Origin of the sequence: Rossellomorea sp. NRS-1567 (genome assembly GCF_050467885.1) — a bacterium.
Classification (GTDB): Bacteria; Bacillota; Bacilli; order Bacillales; family Bacillaceae_B; genus Rossellomorea; species Rossellomorea aquimaris_C.
Genome location: NZ_JBITPL010000023.1, coordinates 12,619 through 31,054 on the forward strand (window position 1 = coordinate 12,619; position 18,436 = coordinate 31,054).

Annotated in this window: 11 protein-coding genes and 2 riboswitches; all 11 genes read left to right on the top strand. The window is 41.6% G+C overall.

The window, feature by feature from the left end:
- Positions 1-42: 42 nt before the first annotated feature.
- The 11 genes from ACIFOD_RS16345 (at position 43) to ptsG (ending at position 17,995) form a co-directional block, all read left to right on the top strand.
- Entirely contained in the window at positions 43-1,443 is a 1,401-nt protein-coding gene (locus tag ACIFOD_RS16345) for a fibronectin type III domain-containing protein (protein WP_430315509.1), read from the top strand.
- Between the two features lie 14 nt (positions 1,444-1,457).
- Complete coding sequence (locus ACIFOD_RS16350) at positions 1,458-3,989, top strand: right-handed parallel beta-helix repeat-containing protein (protein ID WP_430315510.1); 2,532 nt, start codon at positions 1,458-1,460, stop codon at positions 3,987-3,989.
- A 122-nt stretch (positions 3,990-4,111) separates the two neighbouring features.
- Positions 4,112-5,581, top strand: a complete 1,470-nt coding sequence (locus ACIFOD_RS16355) for a nicotinate phosphoribosyltransferase (protein ID WP_430315511.1) — start codon at positions 4,112-4,114, stop codon at positions 5,579-5,581.
- 68 nt (positions 5,582-5,649) lie between these two features.
- The gene (nadE, locus tag ACIFOD_RS16360) at positions 5,650-6,477 is read left to right on the top strand and encodes an ammonia-dependent NAD(+) synthetase (RefSeq protein ID WP_430315512.1); all 828 of its coding nucleotides are present in this window, start codon (positions 5,650-5,652) and stop codon (positions 6,475-6,477) included.
- Positions 6,478-6,700: 223 nt separating this feature from the next.
- Entirely contained in the window at positions 6,701-7,657 is a 957-nt protein-coding gene (locus ACIFOD_RS16365) for an AAA family ATPase (RefSeq protein ID WP_430315513.1), read from the top strand.
- Positions 7,658-7,688: 31 nt separating this feature from the next.
- Positions 7,689-8,876, top strand: a complete 1,188-nt coding sequence (locus ACIFOD_RS16370; protein WP_430315514.1) for a DUF58 domain-containing protein — start codon at positions 7,689-7,691, stop codon at positions 8,874-8,876.
- Positions 8,873-11,083: a transglutaminase TgpA family protein gene (locus ACIFOD_RS16375; protein ID WP_430315515.1), complete on the top strand. Its 2,211-nt coding sequence runs from the start codon at positions 8,873-8,875 to the stop codon at positions 11,081-11,083. The genes ACIFOD_RS16370 and ACIFOD_RS16375 overlap by 4 nt, the downstream gene beginning before the upstream one ends.
- 40 nt (positions 11,084-11,123) lie before the next feature.
- A riboswitch (purine riboswitch) is annotated at positions 11,124-11,225 on the top strand.
- Positions 11,226-11,372: 147 nt separating this feature from the next.
- Positions 11,373-12,926: a glutamine-hydrolyzing GMP synthase gene (gene guaA / locus ACIFOD_RS16380; RefSeq protein ID WP_428976796.1), complete on the top strand. Its 1,554-nt coding sequence runs from the start codon at positions 11,373-11,375 to the stop codon at positions 12,924-12,926.
- A 195-nt stretch (positions 12,927-13,121) separates the two neighbouring features.
- Positions 13,122-13,223: riboswitch (purine riboswitch) on the top strand.
- Between the two features lie 129 nt (positions 13,224-13,352).
- The gene (locus tag ACIFOD_RS16385; RefSeq protein ID WP_397554582.1) at positions 13,353-14,687 is read left to right on the top strand and encodes an NCS2 family permease; all 1,335 of its coding nucleotides are present in this window, start codon (positions 13,353-13,355) and stop codon (positions 14,685-14,687) included.
- Between the two features lie 208 nt (positions 14,688-14,895).
- On the top strand, positions 14,896-15,738 hold the full coding sequence (glcT, locus tag ACIFOD_RS16390) for a glucose PTS transporter transcription antiterminator GlcT (RefSeq protein ID WP_113971423.1): 843 nt from the start codon (positions 14,896-14,898) through the stop codon (positions 15,736-15,738).
- 181 nt (positions 15,739-15,919) lie between these two features.
- Positions 15,920-17,995, top strand: a complete 2,076-nt coding sequence (gene ptsG, locus ACIFOD_RS16395) for a glucose-specific PTS transporter subunit IIBC (protein ID WP_397554581.1) — start codon at positions 15,920-15,922, stop codon at positions 17,993-17,995.
- Positions 17,996-18,436 lie beyond the last annotated feature (441 nt).

Here is an 18,436-nt window from a genome sequence, read left to right on the forward strand (position 1 = left end):
AAGTAATGTGAATTCTTGAAATATACTAAGGAGGCTGTGTAGATGGCAGTCAACGAATCAAATAATAATGGAAAGATCGTCATTAATGACACGGAAATTGTTGTTTATGATGACAGTGGAATTCAAACGGAAATTGATCAACACCAATCCAGATTGAATGAACTTGATCAAGAGAAGCATACTCATTCAAATAAAGCTACTTTAGATAAAATTGAACAAACGGGTTCTGAGTCTTCCATAGATTTAAGTAAACTCTCAACCCATGAAACTGCAATTAATGATTTAACCACGTTACGTCATTCCCACTCTAATAAACCCACTCTCGATCGATTGGGGATCTCCTCATCAAACAAACTTACCATTGACGGTGAAGAACAAGTTAATACCGAATACACCCATCCTGAATCACATCCGGCAAGTATGATAACTGAAGATGAAGGGCATAGATTTGTGACGGATGTTGAAAAGGTTTATTGGAATTCGAAAGCGGATGTTTCTCATAGTCATAGTATATCTGATCTACTAGATGTTGAAATGAATCCTAACCAATTATCAGAAGGGGATGTTTTAGTATATTCCGATGGGAAGTGGGAAGCGAATCAACAAAATGCAGGAGGAGGATCTTGTAGATTAGAAGACTATTCAGTAGACGAGCCTATTCGTTACGTCATTCCTCTAGATGTCATTGAACTCCAAGCCCTTGATGTTACGAAAGATTCTATAACACTCACTTGGAAATCTAACCTTAGAACGAAAGACTCTTTAGAATATCTGGTATTCGTAGGTGAAACTCTGGTAGGTACTACAACAGAAACATCATTTGAGATTACACAACTGACGAGTTCAACAGAATATTCATTCAAAGTCATAACGAGAAATGAAAATAATCATGAATCCAATGGTAGAACGATCGTTTCTAAGACTCAAGGTGATGTAGTTTTATCTCTTAGAGGAGGAAGCGATTATATAGAAACACCTCAAATTACATTTGACGCTATGGAAATTCAATGTTCCCTTAATCCCAAAGTCAATTCCTGGAGTAACTATTTAATAGAGGGAGCCACATCCGGGATTCAAATTTATACCCAGCACAATGGTGCCAGCTATCGCCGCTCCGGGTGCGATTTATATGTAAATGGAAAATTTGAAGCGAGTACAAGTTATGCAGTGATCCCTTCAGGACAATTCGTAACCGTACGGATCGAAGGGGTAAATGAGAGTGAAATTACTGATAGATTTAACTTATTCGCAAGTAAAAATAACACGACAACTATGCAGGGGTTATTATATCGCGTTAGACTTTATGCCAGAAACGGGCGGGGAGATTTAATCCTTAAATCTGATTTTGATTTTACCAATGAATCCACCAATAATTATGTAACAGATATACTAAACAATTCACCTGCTCTAATCATACATGGAAGTTCTTTTATAGAGAATTAATAGGGGTGATAATGTTGGATGGTAGAATAAAAAAATTGATAGATGAAGAAGGGACACTCGCTTTTCCTGTAACGGTAGCAGAATCAGTATTCATTAATAAAGATCAGAACCTTGCAGAGAAGTTATTCTCAGAAAGATATGGGTATGGAACGTATGTAATCGATTTAGAGCATTGGGGGATTCAAAGAGGGTTGCCGCAGAAACCATATTCAGAAGAAGATTATCATATAGCTTATAACAACATTAAAGGCATTAACCGGGCTTTAAAATATGCACATGGTAAAGAATATACACTCGTTATGTTACCGAGGGGTGAATATTCAATTTGTTACCCTTTGTCGATTAACTTAGTGGATAACATTACGTTTAATCTAAATGGTTCAACCTTAAAGGTGATGTATGACTCTGACAATAAATCTCCATATGATGAGCGAACTTCTGGAGCGATTCATTTGTTTGCCGGAGTATCCTTTAAGTTTCACCAGGTAATGAATGCCCATTTAACCAACGGGAAAATTATTGGCGATATGTATGAACGCAGTTTTAATGATCCGAGTGAGAAATATGTCGAACACACATATGGAGTGTCCTTTACTTATGGAGCTTCTTATTGTTCTTTGAGTCACTGCGACATAAGTGGGTATGCCGGGGACAATGTCAATTTCACTTCAGTTGGATGGATTCGAGGGAGTATACCGGGTACTCCGATACTTGGGGACATAGATGGGAATGGAGTAGTCATTCCATCAAATAATAGTATCATTACGGATTATGTTACTATACCTGATGGTGAATTTAGTGTGATTTCTCTTTCGGGACAAGGTTATTCAAGGCAAACCAGCTTAAACAATAAAGAATTCAATATAGCTTTTTATACAGATGATAATACTTTTATCGGTAGGACCACCAATATGCGTGTGCTATTCCCTATCTCGATCCCTAAAAGAGCAAAGAAAATCAAATTCATCTTTAGAAATGAATCCGATCCTGGCAGGAATCTTAATATTTTCACAAACTTTGGAGGTATGCCTGCGCATAATGTGGTGGAATTTAATGAGATTTATAATGGCCACCGCGGCGGAATCACAATGGGCGGTTCGTATTGCATTATTAAAAATAATCGTATTCGTGATAATGGGAAGTTCAATACGAATTTTTTAGATGGTGCTCCGCAATTTCCTGATTCTACAAAGTATGCGATTAACCAGGAAGATTCATATGGTGACAACAGTATCATTAGAGACAACTTGATCACTGGAGGATTTCATGGGATATTGACCAGAGGATACTCGGTGTTTATTGAAAACAATGTCATTACGAATATGGGTGGCTCTGGAATCGTTGTATACGATCAAGAATTTGCCACTATTAGAGGAAATTATATGCGACGGGCAGGTTTATATTTATTCGGAGCAGGCGGTCAAAAGAATCCTTTCGTAACTATTTCAAATAATTATATTGAAGGCAGTTTTAATGTGGAAAACCCCAGTTATAATACTATTGTTTCAAATAATTTCTTTAAAAATGGCATAGGTTCTTTGGGGAATGCTGTATATCGGAATAATATAGTGAAATTGGTTGTAGGAGGTGCGATACTAAAGGCTGCAAATAAAATCAGTGACTGTATCTTTTATTCAGACCCTACTGATCAATTCCAACCAGAAATTCATTTTTCTAATGACTTTGTAAACTGTCAATTTAAAAACCTATTGGTAACACTTAACACTGGAGTGCCAAGCAATATATCAATCCGGGATTGTGAGTTCAACGATTGTAGGTTTCGGACGTATCAGCACTTTCACACTGTACAATTTACAGAATGTCGTTTTGCTGATTCTCTCGTCCAATCCACTTGCGTCAACAGTGAGAAAAGAAAAAATGATATGCTTTTTAATCAGTGTCAATTCAAATCAACAAAAATGCCTTACTTCTTTCAAGCAATGTCAAACATTTCAGAGGGGATAAAGGTAGGATTTAATGAGTGCAAATTTGTGATAAATAATAGTAGTATTGAATCGTTATTCGATAATAACTATATAACGGATTCAATCATCGCATCAGTGATTTCCAATACCATTGAATATAAAGGAGACACACCAATCAGCATCCCTTATTTTAAAAGTGATAAAGAGGTGTGGGAAGCTTATATTGCTAACAATAAAACTTATAATATAATCCTGACTCTATCGAATTTAGTGAGATATAAATTATTTAACCCTGCAACTCATTCGGTCAATTCTCCTTCATCGGGTATTTATTCAAGAGGAGAAATCATTTATAATGCTATGCCTGTAGCTGGAGGGAATTTAGGTTGGATATGTATTCAGTCAGGGCAAGTAAACACCAATGCATGGAGTCCGAATACTTCCTATTCTCTAAACGATCTCATCAATGCGAGTGGATTTGTCTATAAATGTACCGTTGCCGGGACTTCAGGCCAATCACCTCCTACTCACTCAAGTGGAAGTGCAGTTGATGGCACAGTTCAATGGGAATATATGAAGCCTTTAGCAGTGTTTAAAGAGTTTGGTGTTATACAAGACTAGAGAACTGACCCATGTCAGTTCTTTTTTTGAACCTAATCATTCGATATCCCACCCAAAATTGGTTAAAATAGAAAAGACATAACTTGTTCGACAAATGGCTTCAGCTTAAAGGAGAGAAATACATGACGCACTATGCGGATGATAGTTTAGCTTTACATACAGATTTGTATCAGATTAATATGACGAAGGCGTATTGGGATGATGATTTCCATAATCGAAAGGCTGTTTTTGAAGTGTTCTTTCGAAAGCTGCCTTTTGGGAATGGATATGCGGTGTTTGCCGGGCTTGAACGGATCATTGAATATGTGAAAAAGTTTCATTTCTCTGTGAGTGATATTGAGTATTTAAGGGAATTGGGTTATGAAGAGGAGTTCCTTCAGTATTTAGGGGATCTTCGATTTACGGGGACGATCCGTTCGATGCAGGAAGGGGAGATTGCGTTCGGGAACGTTCCTCTTATACGGGTTGAGGCTCCCCTGGCCCAAGCTCAGTTACTGGAGACGGCGATCTTAAATATCGTGAACTATCAAACCCTGATTGCGACGAAGGCGAATCGAATTAAGCAAGTGGTCCAGGATGAAGTTGTGATGGAGTTTGGGACGAGACGGGCCCATGAACTGGATGCAGCCATTTGGGGGACGCGGGCAGCTTATATTGGCGGCTTTGATGCGACGAGCAATGTACGGGCGGGTAAGTTATTTGGGATGCCGGTATCAGGCACCCATGCCCATTCAATGGTTCAGGCTTATCAGGATGATTATCTGGCCTTCCATAAATACGCTGAGAGCCATAAGGACTGTGTGTTTTTAGTGGATACTTACGACACATTGAAATCGGGTGTACCCACGGCCATCCAGGTAGCAAAAGAACTTGGCGACCGGATTAATTTCAAGGGTATTCGTTTGGACAGTGGTGATATGGCTTACTTATCCAAGAAAGCTCGTAAAATGCTTGATGAAGCAGGTTTTACCGAAACCAAGATCATTGCGTCAAATGATCTGGATGAATATACGATTCTGAATTTAAAAGCCCAAGGAGCCCGGATTGATGTGTGGGGTGTGGGGACGAAGCTGATAACAGCATACGATCAGCCTGCATTAGGAGCCGTATATAAACTCGCTTCCATCGAAAACGAGTCGGGGGAAATGGAAGATACGATTAAAATATCCAGTAATGCTGAGAAAGTCTCAACACCTGGACTCAAAAAGGTTTATCGTATCATCAATACGATTAATCATAAATCAGAAGGGGAATATATTGCCTTAGAGCATGAAGATCCTCAAAATGAAAGCCGACTGAAAATGTTTCACCCTGTGCATACCTATATTAGTAAATTCATCACAAACTTTGAAGCGAGAGAGCTTCACGAGGATATTTTTAAAGACGGGGAGTTGGTTTATATATCTCCATCATTAGAATCAATGAGGTCCTTCGTGAATGAAAACCTCGACCTGCTTTGGGACGAGTATAAACGTTCCATGAACCCAGAGGGATATCCCGTGGATTTAAGTGAAGAATGCTGGACGAACAAAATGAATCTGATTCAAAAGGTTAAGGCAGATGTAAAAGAGAAATTCAACAAAACGATGTAGTCCTATAAAAGATGGGTAAATTAATCAGATCCAGTAATTATGATAAAACCTAAATGGAGTGTGAAAACATGGATTCTCTTCAAAAACAAATTGTAGAAGAAATGATGGTGTCCCCGGAAATCAACCCGCAGGAAGAAATACGCCGCAGTGTTGATTTTATGAAATCGTATTTGAAAAAGCATTCATTTTTGAAAAGCTTGGTCCTTGGCATTTCAGGTGGTCAGGATTCCACTTTATTAGGAAAACTTGCACAGATGGCAATCAACGAGATGAACGAGGAATCCGGTTCAGCGGATTATGCTTTTTACGCCGTGAGACTTCCCTACGGTGAGCAGGGAGATGCCGAGGACGCCATCGATGCAGTGGAATTCATTAACCCGACCGCCTCGATGACGGTGAATGTCCAGGAGGCAGTCGATGCCAGCGTCGAAGCTTTGAAGAAAAGCGGCATCGAGCTTTCCGACTTTGTCAAAGGAAACGAAAAGGCACGTGAGCGGATGAAAGTTCAATTCGCCATTGCTGCCATGAAGGATGGTGTTGTCCTGGGTACCGATCATTCTGCTGAGGCGGTTACCGGCTTTTATACGAAGTACGGTGATGGAGCGGCAGATATCGTTCCCCTTTTCCGTCTGAACAAACGACAAGGGAAGAAGCTCTTAATGGAACTTGGCTGTCCGGAACATTTGTACAATAAGAAACCAACGGCGGACCTTGAGGAAGACCGTCCGCAAATTCCGGATGAAGAGGCCCTTGGTGTCACTTACGATCAGCTGGACGATTATCTGGAAGGAAAAGAAGTGCCTCTTGAAGCAAAGAAAGCTATTGAAGGTCATTACCTGAAAACACAGCATAAACGTCATCTGCCTGTAACGGTGTTTGATGATTTTTGGAAATAAGAATGGAATGAAGCCAACTCTCAGCATGCGGGGGTTGGCTTTTTACTTTGTCTACGTATTTTGACAATCGACAGAAACGGACGGTAACAGACCCACGAGTACTTATGTCCTACCAAATCCCTAAAATTTCTATATTATTTTTCCATTTTATAGAGGATTTTCGACATTTTAAACGAAAGTAGTAATAGTTAAGGACGATATTGATGTATCCAGGAGGGGTAAGATGACTTATGAAATGGTAAACCCGAAGCTGCAAAGTATCATTGATAATATAGAGAAAGTCATGATTGGAAAGAGGAAGGTAGCGGAACTGAGTGTCGTTTCACTTCTGGCTGGTGGGCATGTATTGCTCGAGGACGTTCCCGGTGTGGGGAAAACGATGATGGTCCGTGCACTGGCGAAATCGGTGGGGGCGAGCTTTAAGCGCATTCAGTTCACTCCGGATCTATTGCCTTCGGATGTGATTGGGGTGTCGATTTATAACCCGAAGGAAATGGAATTTACATTCAGGCCGGGTCCGATCATGGGGAACATTATTCTCGCGGATGAAATTAACCGGACGTCACCGAAGACCCAGTCCGCACTACTTGAGGGCATGGAAGAGAGCAGCGTGACGATCGACGGGATGACAAGGAAGCTTGATAAGCCCTTCTTTGTTATGGCGACCCAGAATCCGATTGAGTATGAAGGGACATACCCTCTGCCGGAAGCGCAGCTTGACCGCTTCTTATTAAAGATGAAAATGGGGTATCCTGAACCGGAAGAAGAGATGGAGGTTCTTCATCGCGCTCAGAAAAACCCTCCGATCGATGAGTTGGAGTCTGTAATGACCTTGGAGGAATTGAGATATATTCAAGGGGAAGTGAAAGATGTAGTAGTCGATGACACGATCAAGAAATACATTGTGGAAATTGCGAATCGTACAAGGATTCATGCCAATGTTTACTTGGGAGCGAGTCCACGTGGATCCATCGCCTTAATGAAGGCATGTCAGGCATATGCCTTTTTAAGGGGCAGGGATTATGTGGTTCCCGATGACGTTCAATACCTGGCTCCTTTTGTATTCTCACACCGAATCATCATGAAATCTGAAGCGAGATATGAAGGTATCACTCCGGAAGAAGTGGTGGAAAGAGTGATGGCGCGTATCCCGGTTCCCGTACAAAGGCTTGTGAGATAGGATGAAGACGAAACTGCAATTTCTTAAACCCTTGGGGAAGTTTCTGCTGTTGCTCATTTTAGTGGGGATCTCGTTTTCTTACGCGATGTTCCAGGGGGGATTTGTCAGCTGGTTTTTATTTTATAGCTTTTTGCCATTCGCCCTTTATGCTGCTTCTGTATTCTTATATCCTCTTTCTGAGTTTTATGTAGAGAGGAGTTTCGAATCAAATGAGTACAAAGCGGGGGATGAGTTGAAGGTGACCATTACCCTTTCACGAAAGATTCCATTTCCTTTATTTTATATGGTGTTAGAGGATGTGGTGACAGATTCTGTTTTTCACCATTCCAGTTTTCAGAAGGCGAAAGCGATGATTCACCCTGGGTTCAGAAAACGAATCAAGCTCACGTATTACATAGAAGAACTTCCCCGTGGAGAGCATGTTTTCTCTGCTGTCCGGCTCCGTGCGGGCGATTTCTTTGGCATATTTGAAAAGGAAGCATCCATCGATTGTACCAATAAACTTCTTGTATATCCAGCGTTCGTCGATGTTCCTTACAGGCCTCTGGAAAATCGCTATGATCAAGGGATGACCACTTCAAATGTGAAGATTCAGAAGGACACGACCATGGCAACGGGTATACGTGATTATCAACCGGGGGATCGCTTCTCGTGGATTCATTGGAAGACCTTTGCCAGAACCAATGAGCTGATGACGAAGGAGTTTGAGGAACGTCAATCCCACGATGTGCTGATGGTACTGGATCGGGAGGGTTCTCCTTCCTTTGAATCGATGGTGACATTGTCGGCTTCGATGATTCGGTCCATTTTGAAAAAAGGGGCGCAGGTGGGACTGGTTTCGATTGGTGAGGATCATGTATCCTTTCCGATTCGCGGCGGTGAAGAGCATCAAAGTCAGCTATTCTATCATCTGGCGAAGGTCAGACAGGATAGCCCTTACGCTTTAGGAAAAGTACTACAGGGGGAAGGGTTGAACTACTCCCAATCCGCAGCTGTACTGTTTGTCACCTCGTCTGTTTCAAAAAAGTTGATCATGAGTGTGAATCAGTATGCGAAGCGGAACAGTTCGGTTGTGATCTTTTTGGTGAAGCGTAAAGGGGACGCCTATACGGCCGAGGAGAAATCGTTGAAAGCTTACGCCTCGTCCCGTGGTATTCGACTGAAGGTATGCTTTGAAGGTGACTTCTCTTCTGCCTTTATGGAGGTGAAACGAGCATGAGTCATGAAACACCTAAACACCGATTCTTTACGATTATGATTTACCTGTTTGGGTTTCTGCTTTTATGGGAATGGCTGAAGCCCCTTCAGGTGGTGACGGATACAGGGAGTTTGACGTATTTTGTGGTATTTATTGCTTTATCACTTGTCATGTCTTATTTCAGGATTCACCATTTCCTGACAGCGACAGTTAAGCTATTCTTTATTTTGTTTGCGTTACATGGATTGTATTATTCAGGTTCGTTTTTCACCTTTACATGGTTAGAGAAGTTTGGTAAAGACCTGTGGCTGAATATCGGTTTGACAGTTGGGCGTGAATGGCCAAGTCTTTCGTTCGAGTACAGAAGCTTATTGTTCTTTGTTTTACTATGGCTGATGACGTATTTGCTTTATTACTGGTTATCGGTCAGGAAGACGATTCTCCTCTTTTATGTGATGACCGTGACCTATATTTGTCTGATAGATACGTTCACGATTTATGAAGGGGATCGGGCGATTATCCGGGTCGTCATTTTCGGCTTTCTGTTAATGGGATTGTTGGCTCTCGAACGATTGGTTCAAAGGGAGAACCTTCTTGGATCCAAGATGAGGAGGCACCGCTGGATTGTACCGCTAACGGTTATGCTTGGGGTGAGTTCAGTTGTTGCTTTTGCGGCGCCCAAGGCAGATCCTATCTGGCCGGATCCGGTTCCTTATATTCAAACCTTTGCAGAAGGAGCCGGGGGCAGTGGCGTGAACAAAGTAGGATATGATGCAGATGATTCTCAGCTTGGGGGTCCCTTTGTCGGTGATCCTACTGTCATTTTTAATGCGGAAGTAACGAGAGAACACTACTGGAGAATTGAAACGAAGGATTTATATACAGGCAAGGGCTGGGAGCGATCCATTCCAGATGACCAGCTGGCCGCCATCCCTTTTGATTCAGAGGAAATGGTTCCCTTCACAACAAACGAACCGGATGGAGAACGAGAAGTGGAAACTGAGAGGGTAATGGTAGAACGAACCTATTCCCATGTTGTCTATCCTTATGGGATAGAAAGAATAATCGGAAATGAAGAAGGTTATTTCTCCTTTAATCCCGTTAACGAAAAGGTTACAAGTTATGAAGGGGAAGACGAGGCCGTTAAATTAGAGGAGTATGAACTTTCCTATCGATCTCCTTCCTATTCGCAGAAGAAGATGAAAGCAGCGAACGAAAGTCAGGAAATCATGAAGACTCCTGAATTTGTGGACCGTTATACACAACTTCCTGAAACGACTCCCCAGCGTGTGAAGGACTTGGCTTTTGAGATTACATCGGAAGAAGATAATTGGTATGACAAAGTAAGGGCGATCGAGAATTATTTTTCTAAAGAAGCTTATGTGTACGACCAATTTGACGTGCCGGTGCCTGAAGAAGGGCAGGACTACGTCGATCAGTTCCTATTTGAAACCCAGAGAGGGTACTGTGATAACTTCTCGACTTCCATGGTCGTGTTAGTCCGGGCACTTGGAATCCCGGCAAGATGGGCAAAGGGATATACAGAAGGGGAATACAGTAGACAAGTGGATACGACGTATAAGCTTTATGAGGTTTCCAATGATAATGCTCACTCCTGGGTGGAGGTATTCTTCCCGGAAGTAGGATGGGTGCCGTTCGAGCCTACTGTTGGATTCAGTAATAACGTTTCGTATCAATATGACCTGTATGTACCTGATTCGGATAACAGCCAAGTCCCTGTTCCTGAGAAAGAGGAAACACCGAAACAGCCGATTCAACCTGAAGAGGATGATTCAAGAGCGGCTGGTAGCGGTTTTTCTCTGTCGAAGCTTTGGGATGATATTCAAACATTCGTTGTGGAAAACTGGGGCAAGTTTGTCATGGGATTCATGCTCTTGGTTATCATGGGAATTGCTTTATACATCGTAAGAAGACGGTGGATGCCGTATGTCCTGATTTTCTATTATCGCAGAAAATCATCAGATGGCGCCTTTTCCGAAGCCTATCTTTCTTTAATCAAACAGCTTGAGAGATACGGACTGAAAATGGATGACGGGCAAACGTTGAGGGGATATTCGCGATATATTGACTCATTCTTTGGTACCCATGAAATGACGAGCCTGACCAATAATTATGAACGTATTTTATATGGTCAGAGGCAAGCGGAAGAAGATTGGAACAAGATGAGGGAATTGTGGGAAAATTTAATTAAAAGGACAACAGGTTGACCCTTTTTAAAACAAGGTATAAAATGATGTCAAATTCATAATAACGTTCGTTAGCATCCTTCGTATATCCTCGATAATACGGTTCGAAAGTATCTACCCGGTCACCTTAAATGACTGGACTATGAAGGCAGTGTTCTAATTTGACATCCCTGTATGCAAAAAACTGGAATTCTGCCTTTTTTTAAGGCGAAGTCTGGTTTTTTTTATTTTTTTAGGAATGCTAACAACAACAGGTACTATAAGGATGGAGTCCGTCCTGATCCATAAAAAAACTGATGAGGTGAACTGAATGCTTGGTAAAGAAGAATTGCACAATCAAGAAATGATCGTCGTTTTGGACTTTGGAAGTCAATACAATCAATTAATCACGCGAAGAATTCGTGAGTTTGGTGTTTATAGTGAGCTCCACCCGCATACAGTTACCCTTGAAGAAATCCAGGAAATGAATCCAACCGGGATCATCTTCTCCGGGGGACCGAACAGTGTCTACGGTGAAGACTCATTCCGTTGCGATGAGCGTATCTTTGATTTGGACATTCCGATTCTGGGAATCTGCTACGGTATGCAGCTTATGACCATGCACTTCGGCGGGAAAGTGGAACGCGCGAAGCACCGTGAATACGGAAAAGCGGCTATCAATATTGAAAAACAATCTAAGTTATTCTCCAACCTTCCGGAAGAGCAAGTCGTATGGATGAGTCATGGAGATCTTGTCGTGGAAGCTCCTGCAGGCTTTAATGTGAACGCAACGAACCCTTCTTGTCCGATTGCTTCCATGAGTAACGAAGAAAAAGGGTTATATGCCGTTCAATTCCATCCAGAGGTACGTCACTCTGTACACGGGAATGAAATGCTGAAAAACTTCGTATTCGAAGTGTGTGGCTGCACAGGCGACTGGTCCATGGAGAATTTCATTGAAATCGAAATGGAGAAGATCCGTCAAATAGTTGGAGATAAAAAGGTTCTTTGCGCATTAAGTGGAGGAGTGGACTCTTCCGTTGTGGCTGTTTTGATTCATAAAGCAATCGGTGATCAATTGACATGTATTTTCGTCGATCACGGCCTTCTTCGTAAAGGTGAAGCAGACAGCGTAATGAAAACCTTCTCTGATGGCTTTAATATGAACGTCATTAAAGTGGATGCACAGGACCGCTTCTTAAATAAATTGAAAGGCGTTTCTGACCCTGAGCAAAAACGTAAAATCATCGGGAATGAATTTATTTACGTGTTTGATGATGAAGCGACTAAGCTTAAAGGTATCGAGTATCTTGCGCAAGGAACTTTATATACAGACATCATTGAAAGTGGAACAGCCACTGCTCAGACGATCAAATCTCACCACAATGTTGGTGGACTGCCTGAAGACATGCAGTTCACACTTATTGAGCCATTGAACACATTATTCAAAGATGAAGTGCGTGCATTAGGATCTGAACTGGGTATTCCTGATGAAATCGTATGGCGTCAACCATTCCCGGGACCGGGTCTTGGAATTCGTGTGCTTGGTGAAATTTCTGAGCAGAAGCTTGAAATTGTTCGTGAGTCTGATTACATCCTGCGTGATGAAATCAAGAAAGCGGGACTTGATCGTGACATTTGGCAATACTTCACGGTCCTGCCTGACATCCGAAGCGTCGGAGTGATGGGGGATGCGAGAACCTATGACTATACGATCGGAATCCGTGCTGTGACATCCATTGACGGTATGACTTCCGACTGGGCCCGTATTCCTTGGGATGTACTGGAGAAAATCTCAACACGCATCGTAAACGAAGTCGATCATATTAACCGCGTTGTGTATGATGTGACAAGTAAGCCACCTGCGACGATTGAGTGGGAATAGAAATTTATAGATTCTTGATAGATAGGTGACAGGCATTTCCCGTCGAAGGTCGATTTTTAGAATTCGACAAAAAACGGGAGTGCCTGTCATTTTGTGTATAAAGCGAACATTAATATAAATTACAATAAATAATGTTCGTATTTTGTGTTGACGGTCATGTTTTGTGTTGGTACAATAGTACTGTAATCATAACAAAACATTATAATAGTATTACGTCGTATAATTTCGGGAATAGGGCCCGAGCGTTTCTACCAAGCTACCGTAAATGGCTTGACTACGAGGTGATTGTGAATAGGGTTGTTTAATATTTTTTTCATTTACCTATTCATTATGATCTTAACAGTCAAAGCCTTGAACTCTGGTAGTTCGAGGCTTTTTTTATGGAAATGCAAGATTCTGCGACGACTCAATAGGAGGAGTACAAGAATGAAAAATTTCTTTCAGTTTGACCAGTTAGGAACGACTTATAAAAGGGAAATCATCGGGGGATTAACGACGTTTCTTTCAATGGCTTATATCCTGATCGTCAACCCATTGACGTTAACCCTTCAATCCGTACCGGACCTTCCGGATAGCATGAGAATGGATTACGGTGCAGTATTCGTCGCTACGGCATTGGCGGCTGCGATTGGTTCCTTGATTATGGGGCTGATTGCAAAATATCCAATAGCTTTAGCTCCTGGTATGGGTTTGAACGCATTCTTCGCATACACAGTAGTATTGACGATGGGTGTGCCGTGGCAATCAGCGTTGACAGGTGTGTTAATTTCAGGTTTGATTTTCATCGTACTCACACTGTCGGGTATCCGGGAAAAAATTATTAACTCAATCCCATCTGAATTGAAGTATGCCGTGGGAGCGGGGATTGGACTTTTCATCACATTTATCGGTTTTCAAAATGCCGGAATCATTGTGAACAATGATGCAGTTTTAGTGGGACTTGGAGATTTAACAAATGGCTCGACTCTTCTCGCCATTTTCGGAATCATCATTACCGTCATTCTGATGACAAGAGGCGTTAAAGGCGGTATATTCATCGGGATGGTTGTAACGGCAATCGTCGGAATGATCGTTGGGTTAATCGACACGCCGGAAAAAGTAGTAGATGCAGCGCCAAGTCTTGCTCCTACGTTTGGAGCAGCATTAGATCCACTATTCAATGATGCGGGAAGTATTTTTACGATTCAAATGCTTGTAGTGATTCTAACATTCTTATTCGTTGATTTCTTCGATACGGCGGGAACCCTTGTAGCGGTAGCCAATCAAGCAGGATTAATGAAGGAAAATAAACTACCACGCGCTGGTAAGGCTTTATTTGCTGACTCATGTGCAACAGTGGTAGGAGCAATCTTAGGGACATCAACGACCACGTCTTATATCGAATCTTCAGCAGGGGTAGCGGCAGGGGCTAGAACAGGATTTGCGTCAGTGGTAACGGCAGTCTTGTTCTTACTCTCGATTTTCTTCTTCCCGCTGCTTGCCGTCATTACATCGGCAGTAACAGCACCGGCACTTATCATTGTAGGGGTATTGATGGTTTCATCACTGGGTGAAATTGATTGGAAGAAGTTTGAGGTAGCTGTGCCTGCATTCTTAACAATCGTAGCCATGCCTTTAACATATAGTATCGCCACAGGTATCGCGATCGGATTTATCTTCTACCCTATCACGATGATCATGAAAGGTCGCGTAAAAGAAATCCATCCTATCATGTATTTCTTGTTTGTTATCTTCGTTCTGTACTTTATATTCTTAGTTTAAAACAAAACATTCTTTAAGCTGGTCTCTCGTAGATCAGCTTTTTCTTATTTTTTAGCGGAAAAGAGTGAAACATAAATAGAGGAAACGGGGGAGGGTCTAGAGAAGATATACGTGTAGAGTAAGTTTGAATTGAAAAAAGTGAGGGTTTTCGTTAAAATCATGGAATCGGATAGTGTCGAAAATGGTCGAAATTATGGGGAGAATGACGATGTCTACTTTAAATGTGAAAAAAGCTTTAAATAACAATGTATTAATTGCAGATCACGAGAGCTACGGTGAAGTCGTGCTGATCGGTAAAGGGATAGGGTTCAACCGTAAAAAAGGGGACCCCATTCAGAATGATATTGCAGAAAAAATGTTTGTGTTAAAAGGAGAGAAAGAGCAGGAGCAGTACAAAAACCTCCTTCCTTTCTTAAATGATGATATGTCAAACGTCATTATTTCTGCCATCGAGTTAATCAGAAAAAGAACCAACTCTTTTCTAAATGAGCATATTCACATCGCCCTGACCGACCATATCCTTTTTGCGATTAACCGATTGATGAGAGGGATGGAGATCCGCAATCCGTTTCTGGTAGAAACAAGGACGCTGTATCCATTCGAATACGAAATAGCCAGAGAAGTGGTTGGTATGATCAATGAAATGACAGATGTTCATTTGCCGGAAGGGGAAGTGGGATTTATTGCCCTTCATATCCACAGCGCCATGATGAACAAGGATCTGTCGGAAGTGAATCAACACTCCCAGTTGATTGGTCGCCTGACCGCGATGATCGAACAACAGCTGGATGTGAAGATTAATAAGGAAAGCGTCGATTATATGAGGCTTGTGCGCCACATTCGATATACAATAGAGCGGGTACTTAGGGGAGAACGCGTAGAAGAGCCAGAAAAAATCGCAAAACTGTTGAAAGAGGAATACCCTCTCTGCTATAATTTATCTTGGAAGCTAATCAAGATGATGCAGCAAACATTACAAAAACCTGTCTACGATGCAGAGGCTGTATATTTAACCATGCACTTGCAGCGTATTCAGAGCAAAGTTAAATAAAGCACTTATCTTTCTTACGTGTTACTGATACGATCAGGCATGAGTGAAGAAGATGATTGAAACGTATAATTTGGGGTAGTCTATCCATATACGTTCATTATCCTCTTTTCTCATGCCTTTTTTGTTTGCAATCATCATCTAATTAGTTGAAAAAAAGAAACAAATAAAAGGAGGAAACTTCATGTTTAAAAAGGCTTTTGGTGTTTTACAAAAAGTCGGTAAAGCCCTCATGCTGCCCGTAGCAATCTTGCCGGCAGCCGGACTTCTGCTTGCATTCGGTAATGCCCTGCAAAATCCGACGTTATTAGAAATTGCTCCATTCCTTTCAAACGGCGGCGTTGAAATGGTCGCAAGCGTCATGGAACAAGCAGGTGGAATTATTTTCGGAAACTTAGCCCTGTTATTCGCAGTAGGTGTAGCCATCGGGTTAGCTGGTGGTGAAGGGGTAGCTGGTTTAGCGGCTATCGTTGGTTTCTTGATTATGAACGTAACAATGGGAACAGTTGAAGGATTAGGAATTGGAGATGTAACAGGTGATGGTGTAGATCCTGCATACGCACTTGTTCTCGGAATACCTACACTTCAAACCGGGGTATTCGGCGGTATTATCGTCGGGATACTCGCGGCGGCTATGTACAATCGTTTCTTCCAAATCGAACTTCCTTCATACTTGGGATTCTTTGCAGGTAAACGATTTGTTCCAATCGCAACGGCAGCTTCTGCTGTTGTATTAGGATTATTAATGTTATTAATCTGGCCACCGATCCAAAATGGCCTAAATTCATTCTCTAACTTTATGCTTGGTGAAAACAGAGCATTTGCTGCTTTCATATTTGGTGTCATCGAACGTGCTCTTATTCCATTCGGACTTCACCATATTTTCTACTCACCATTCTGGTTTGAGTTCGGTACGTATACTTCAGAAGCTGGAAACATTATTCGTGGAGACCAGGCGATCTTCATGAAACAGATTCAAGATGGTGTACAAGATCTAACTGCAGGTACCTTCATGACTGGTAAATTCCCATTCATGATGTTCGGTCTTCCGGCAGCGGCATTAGCGATCTACCATGAAGCAAAACCTGAAAGAAAAGCAGTTGTAGCCGGTATCATGGGCTCGGCAGCTTTAACTTCTTTCTTAACTGGTATCACAGAACCAATCGAATTCTCATTCTTATTCGTAGCACCGGTACTATTTGGTATCCATACTATCTTTGCCGGTTTATCTTTCTTAACCATGCATCTATTAGATGTTAAAATCGGTATGACATTCTCAGGTGGTTTAATCGACTATATCCTATTCGGTCTAATCAACCCTCAAACAAACGCATGGATCGTTATTCCTGTAGGGGCAGTCTTTGCTGTCATTTACTACTTCGGATTCCGTTTCGCTATCCGTAAGTTCAATCTCATGACTCCTGGTCGTGAAGATGTAGATGAAGATGACGATGGATCACCGGCAAGTTCAGCTGGGGACCTTCCATACAATATCCTGGAAGCAATGGGTGGACAAGAAAACATCGCTCACTTAGACGCATGTATCACTCGTCTCCGTGTTTCTGTTAATGATGTGAAGAGTGTCGATAAGAAACGCCTGAAAAGATTAGGTGCTTCAGGAGTACTTGAAGTCGGAGACAACATTCAAGCAATCTTCGGACCTAAGTCAGACACGATCAAATCACAAATGCAAGATATCATCCGTGGGAAAGCTCCACGTAGAGTAGAAACAAGCGCAAATGAAGAAGTTGAGCAACAAATTGAAGAAGTGAACCCAGATGCACTTCAAACAACTGAAGAACAAAAGAACGAAAAATTCGTAGCTCCTATCACTGGAGAAATCAAAGACATCACGGAAGTTCCTGATCAGGTATTCTCAGGAAAAATGATGGGTGACGGTTTCGCGATCGTACCGACAGAAGGAACAATCGTTTCTCCTATCACAGGTAAAGTCGTAAACGTATTCCCGACGAAGCATGCCATCGGACTTGAGTCCAAAGCAGGCCGTGAAGTTCTGATCCATGTTGGAATCGATACGGTTAAATTAGAAGGTAAAGGATTCGAAGCGCTCGTAAAAGAGGGAGACCAGGTAGAAGCAGGTCAACCATTACTGGAAGTAGATCTAGACTACATCAAAGAAAACGCGCCTTCTATCATGACACCGATTGTCTTCACGAACCTTAAAGAAGGTCAACAAGTAACAATCGAGAAGTCAGGTAAAGTAAACCGTAACGACGAAAACATCATCAAGATCGATTAATGAATAATTAAACCCATTTCATTCTCTAACTAAGAGAATGAAATGGGTTTTTTTGTTAGTTTTGAAATTTTACTGGAGGGAATGAAGTAAATATAGTTTCTACTATATAGTAGAAAGATATGTAGAGGGCTTTGATTGAAAGTTTTTAGAGTCTCAAGAATATAAGAGCTTAAGCTGTGTATTGGATGTTGTAATCATAGTAAAGAGTAGAAGAAAATAGTAAGACTGAATTTTTTTCGAAAAACTCTCTTAAAAGTATTGACGTATTTCTAATAGATTGATATACTTTAAAAACCGTCGCAAGAGAGCAGCGGGTACATAACAACTTGAAACAAGGATTGAAAAAGCTCTTAAAAAGTTGTTGACAAACACACTGCATTCTTGATATGATGGTCAAGTCGCTTCGAACAGAAACGACAAACATTGAACCTTGAAAACTGA

Bases quoted from the DNA above. Each gene is read 5' to 3' on its own strand.
- ACIFOD_RS16345 (WP_430315509.1), top strand. From the start codon at position 43: ATGGCAGTCAACGAATCAAATAATAATGGAAAGATCGTCATTAATGAC.
- ACIFOD_RS16355 (WP_430315511.1), top strand. From the start codon at position 4,112: ATGACGCACTATGCGGATGATAGTTTAGCTTTACATACAGATTTGTAT.
- nadE (WP_430315512.1), top strand. From the start codon at position 5,650: ATGGATTCTCTTCAAAAACAAATTGTAGAAGAAATGATGGTGTCCCCG.
- ACIFOD_RS16365 (WP_430315513.1), top strand. From the start codon at position 6,701: ATGACTTATGAAATGGTAAACCCGAAGCTGCAAAGTATCATTGATAAT.
- ACIFOD_RS16375 (WP_430315515.1), top strand. From the start codon at position 8,873: ATGAGTCATGAAACACCTAAACACCGATTCTTTACGATTATGATTTAC.
- guaA (WP_428976796.1), top strand. From the start codon at position 11,373: ATGCTTGGTAAAGAAGAATTGCACAATCAAGAAATGATCGTCGTTTTG.
- ACIFOD_RS16385 (WP_397554582.1), top strand. From the start codon at position 13,353: ATGAAAAATTTCTTTCAGTTTGACCAGTTAGGAACGACTTATAAAAGG.
- glcT (WP_113971423.1), top strand. From the start codon at position 14,896: ATGTCTACTTTAAATGTGAAAAAAGCTTTAAATAACAATGTATTAATT.
- ptsG (WP_397554581.1), top strand. From the start codon at position 15,920: ATGTTTAAAAAGGCTTTTGGTGTTTTACAAAAAGTCGGTAAAGCCCTC.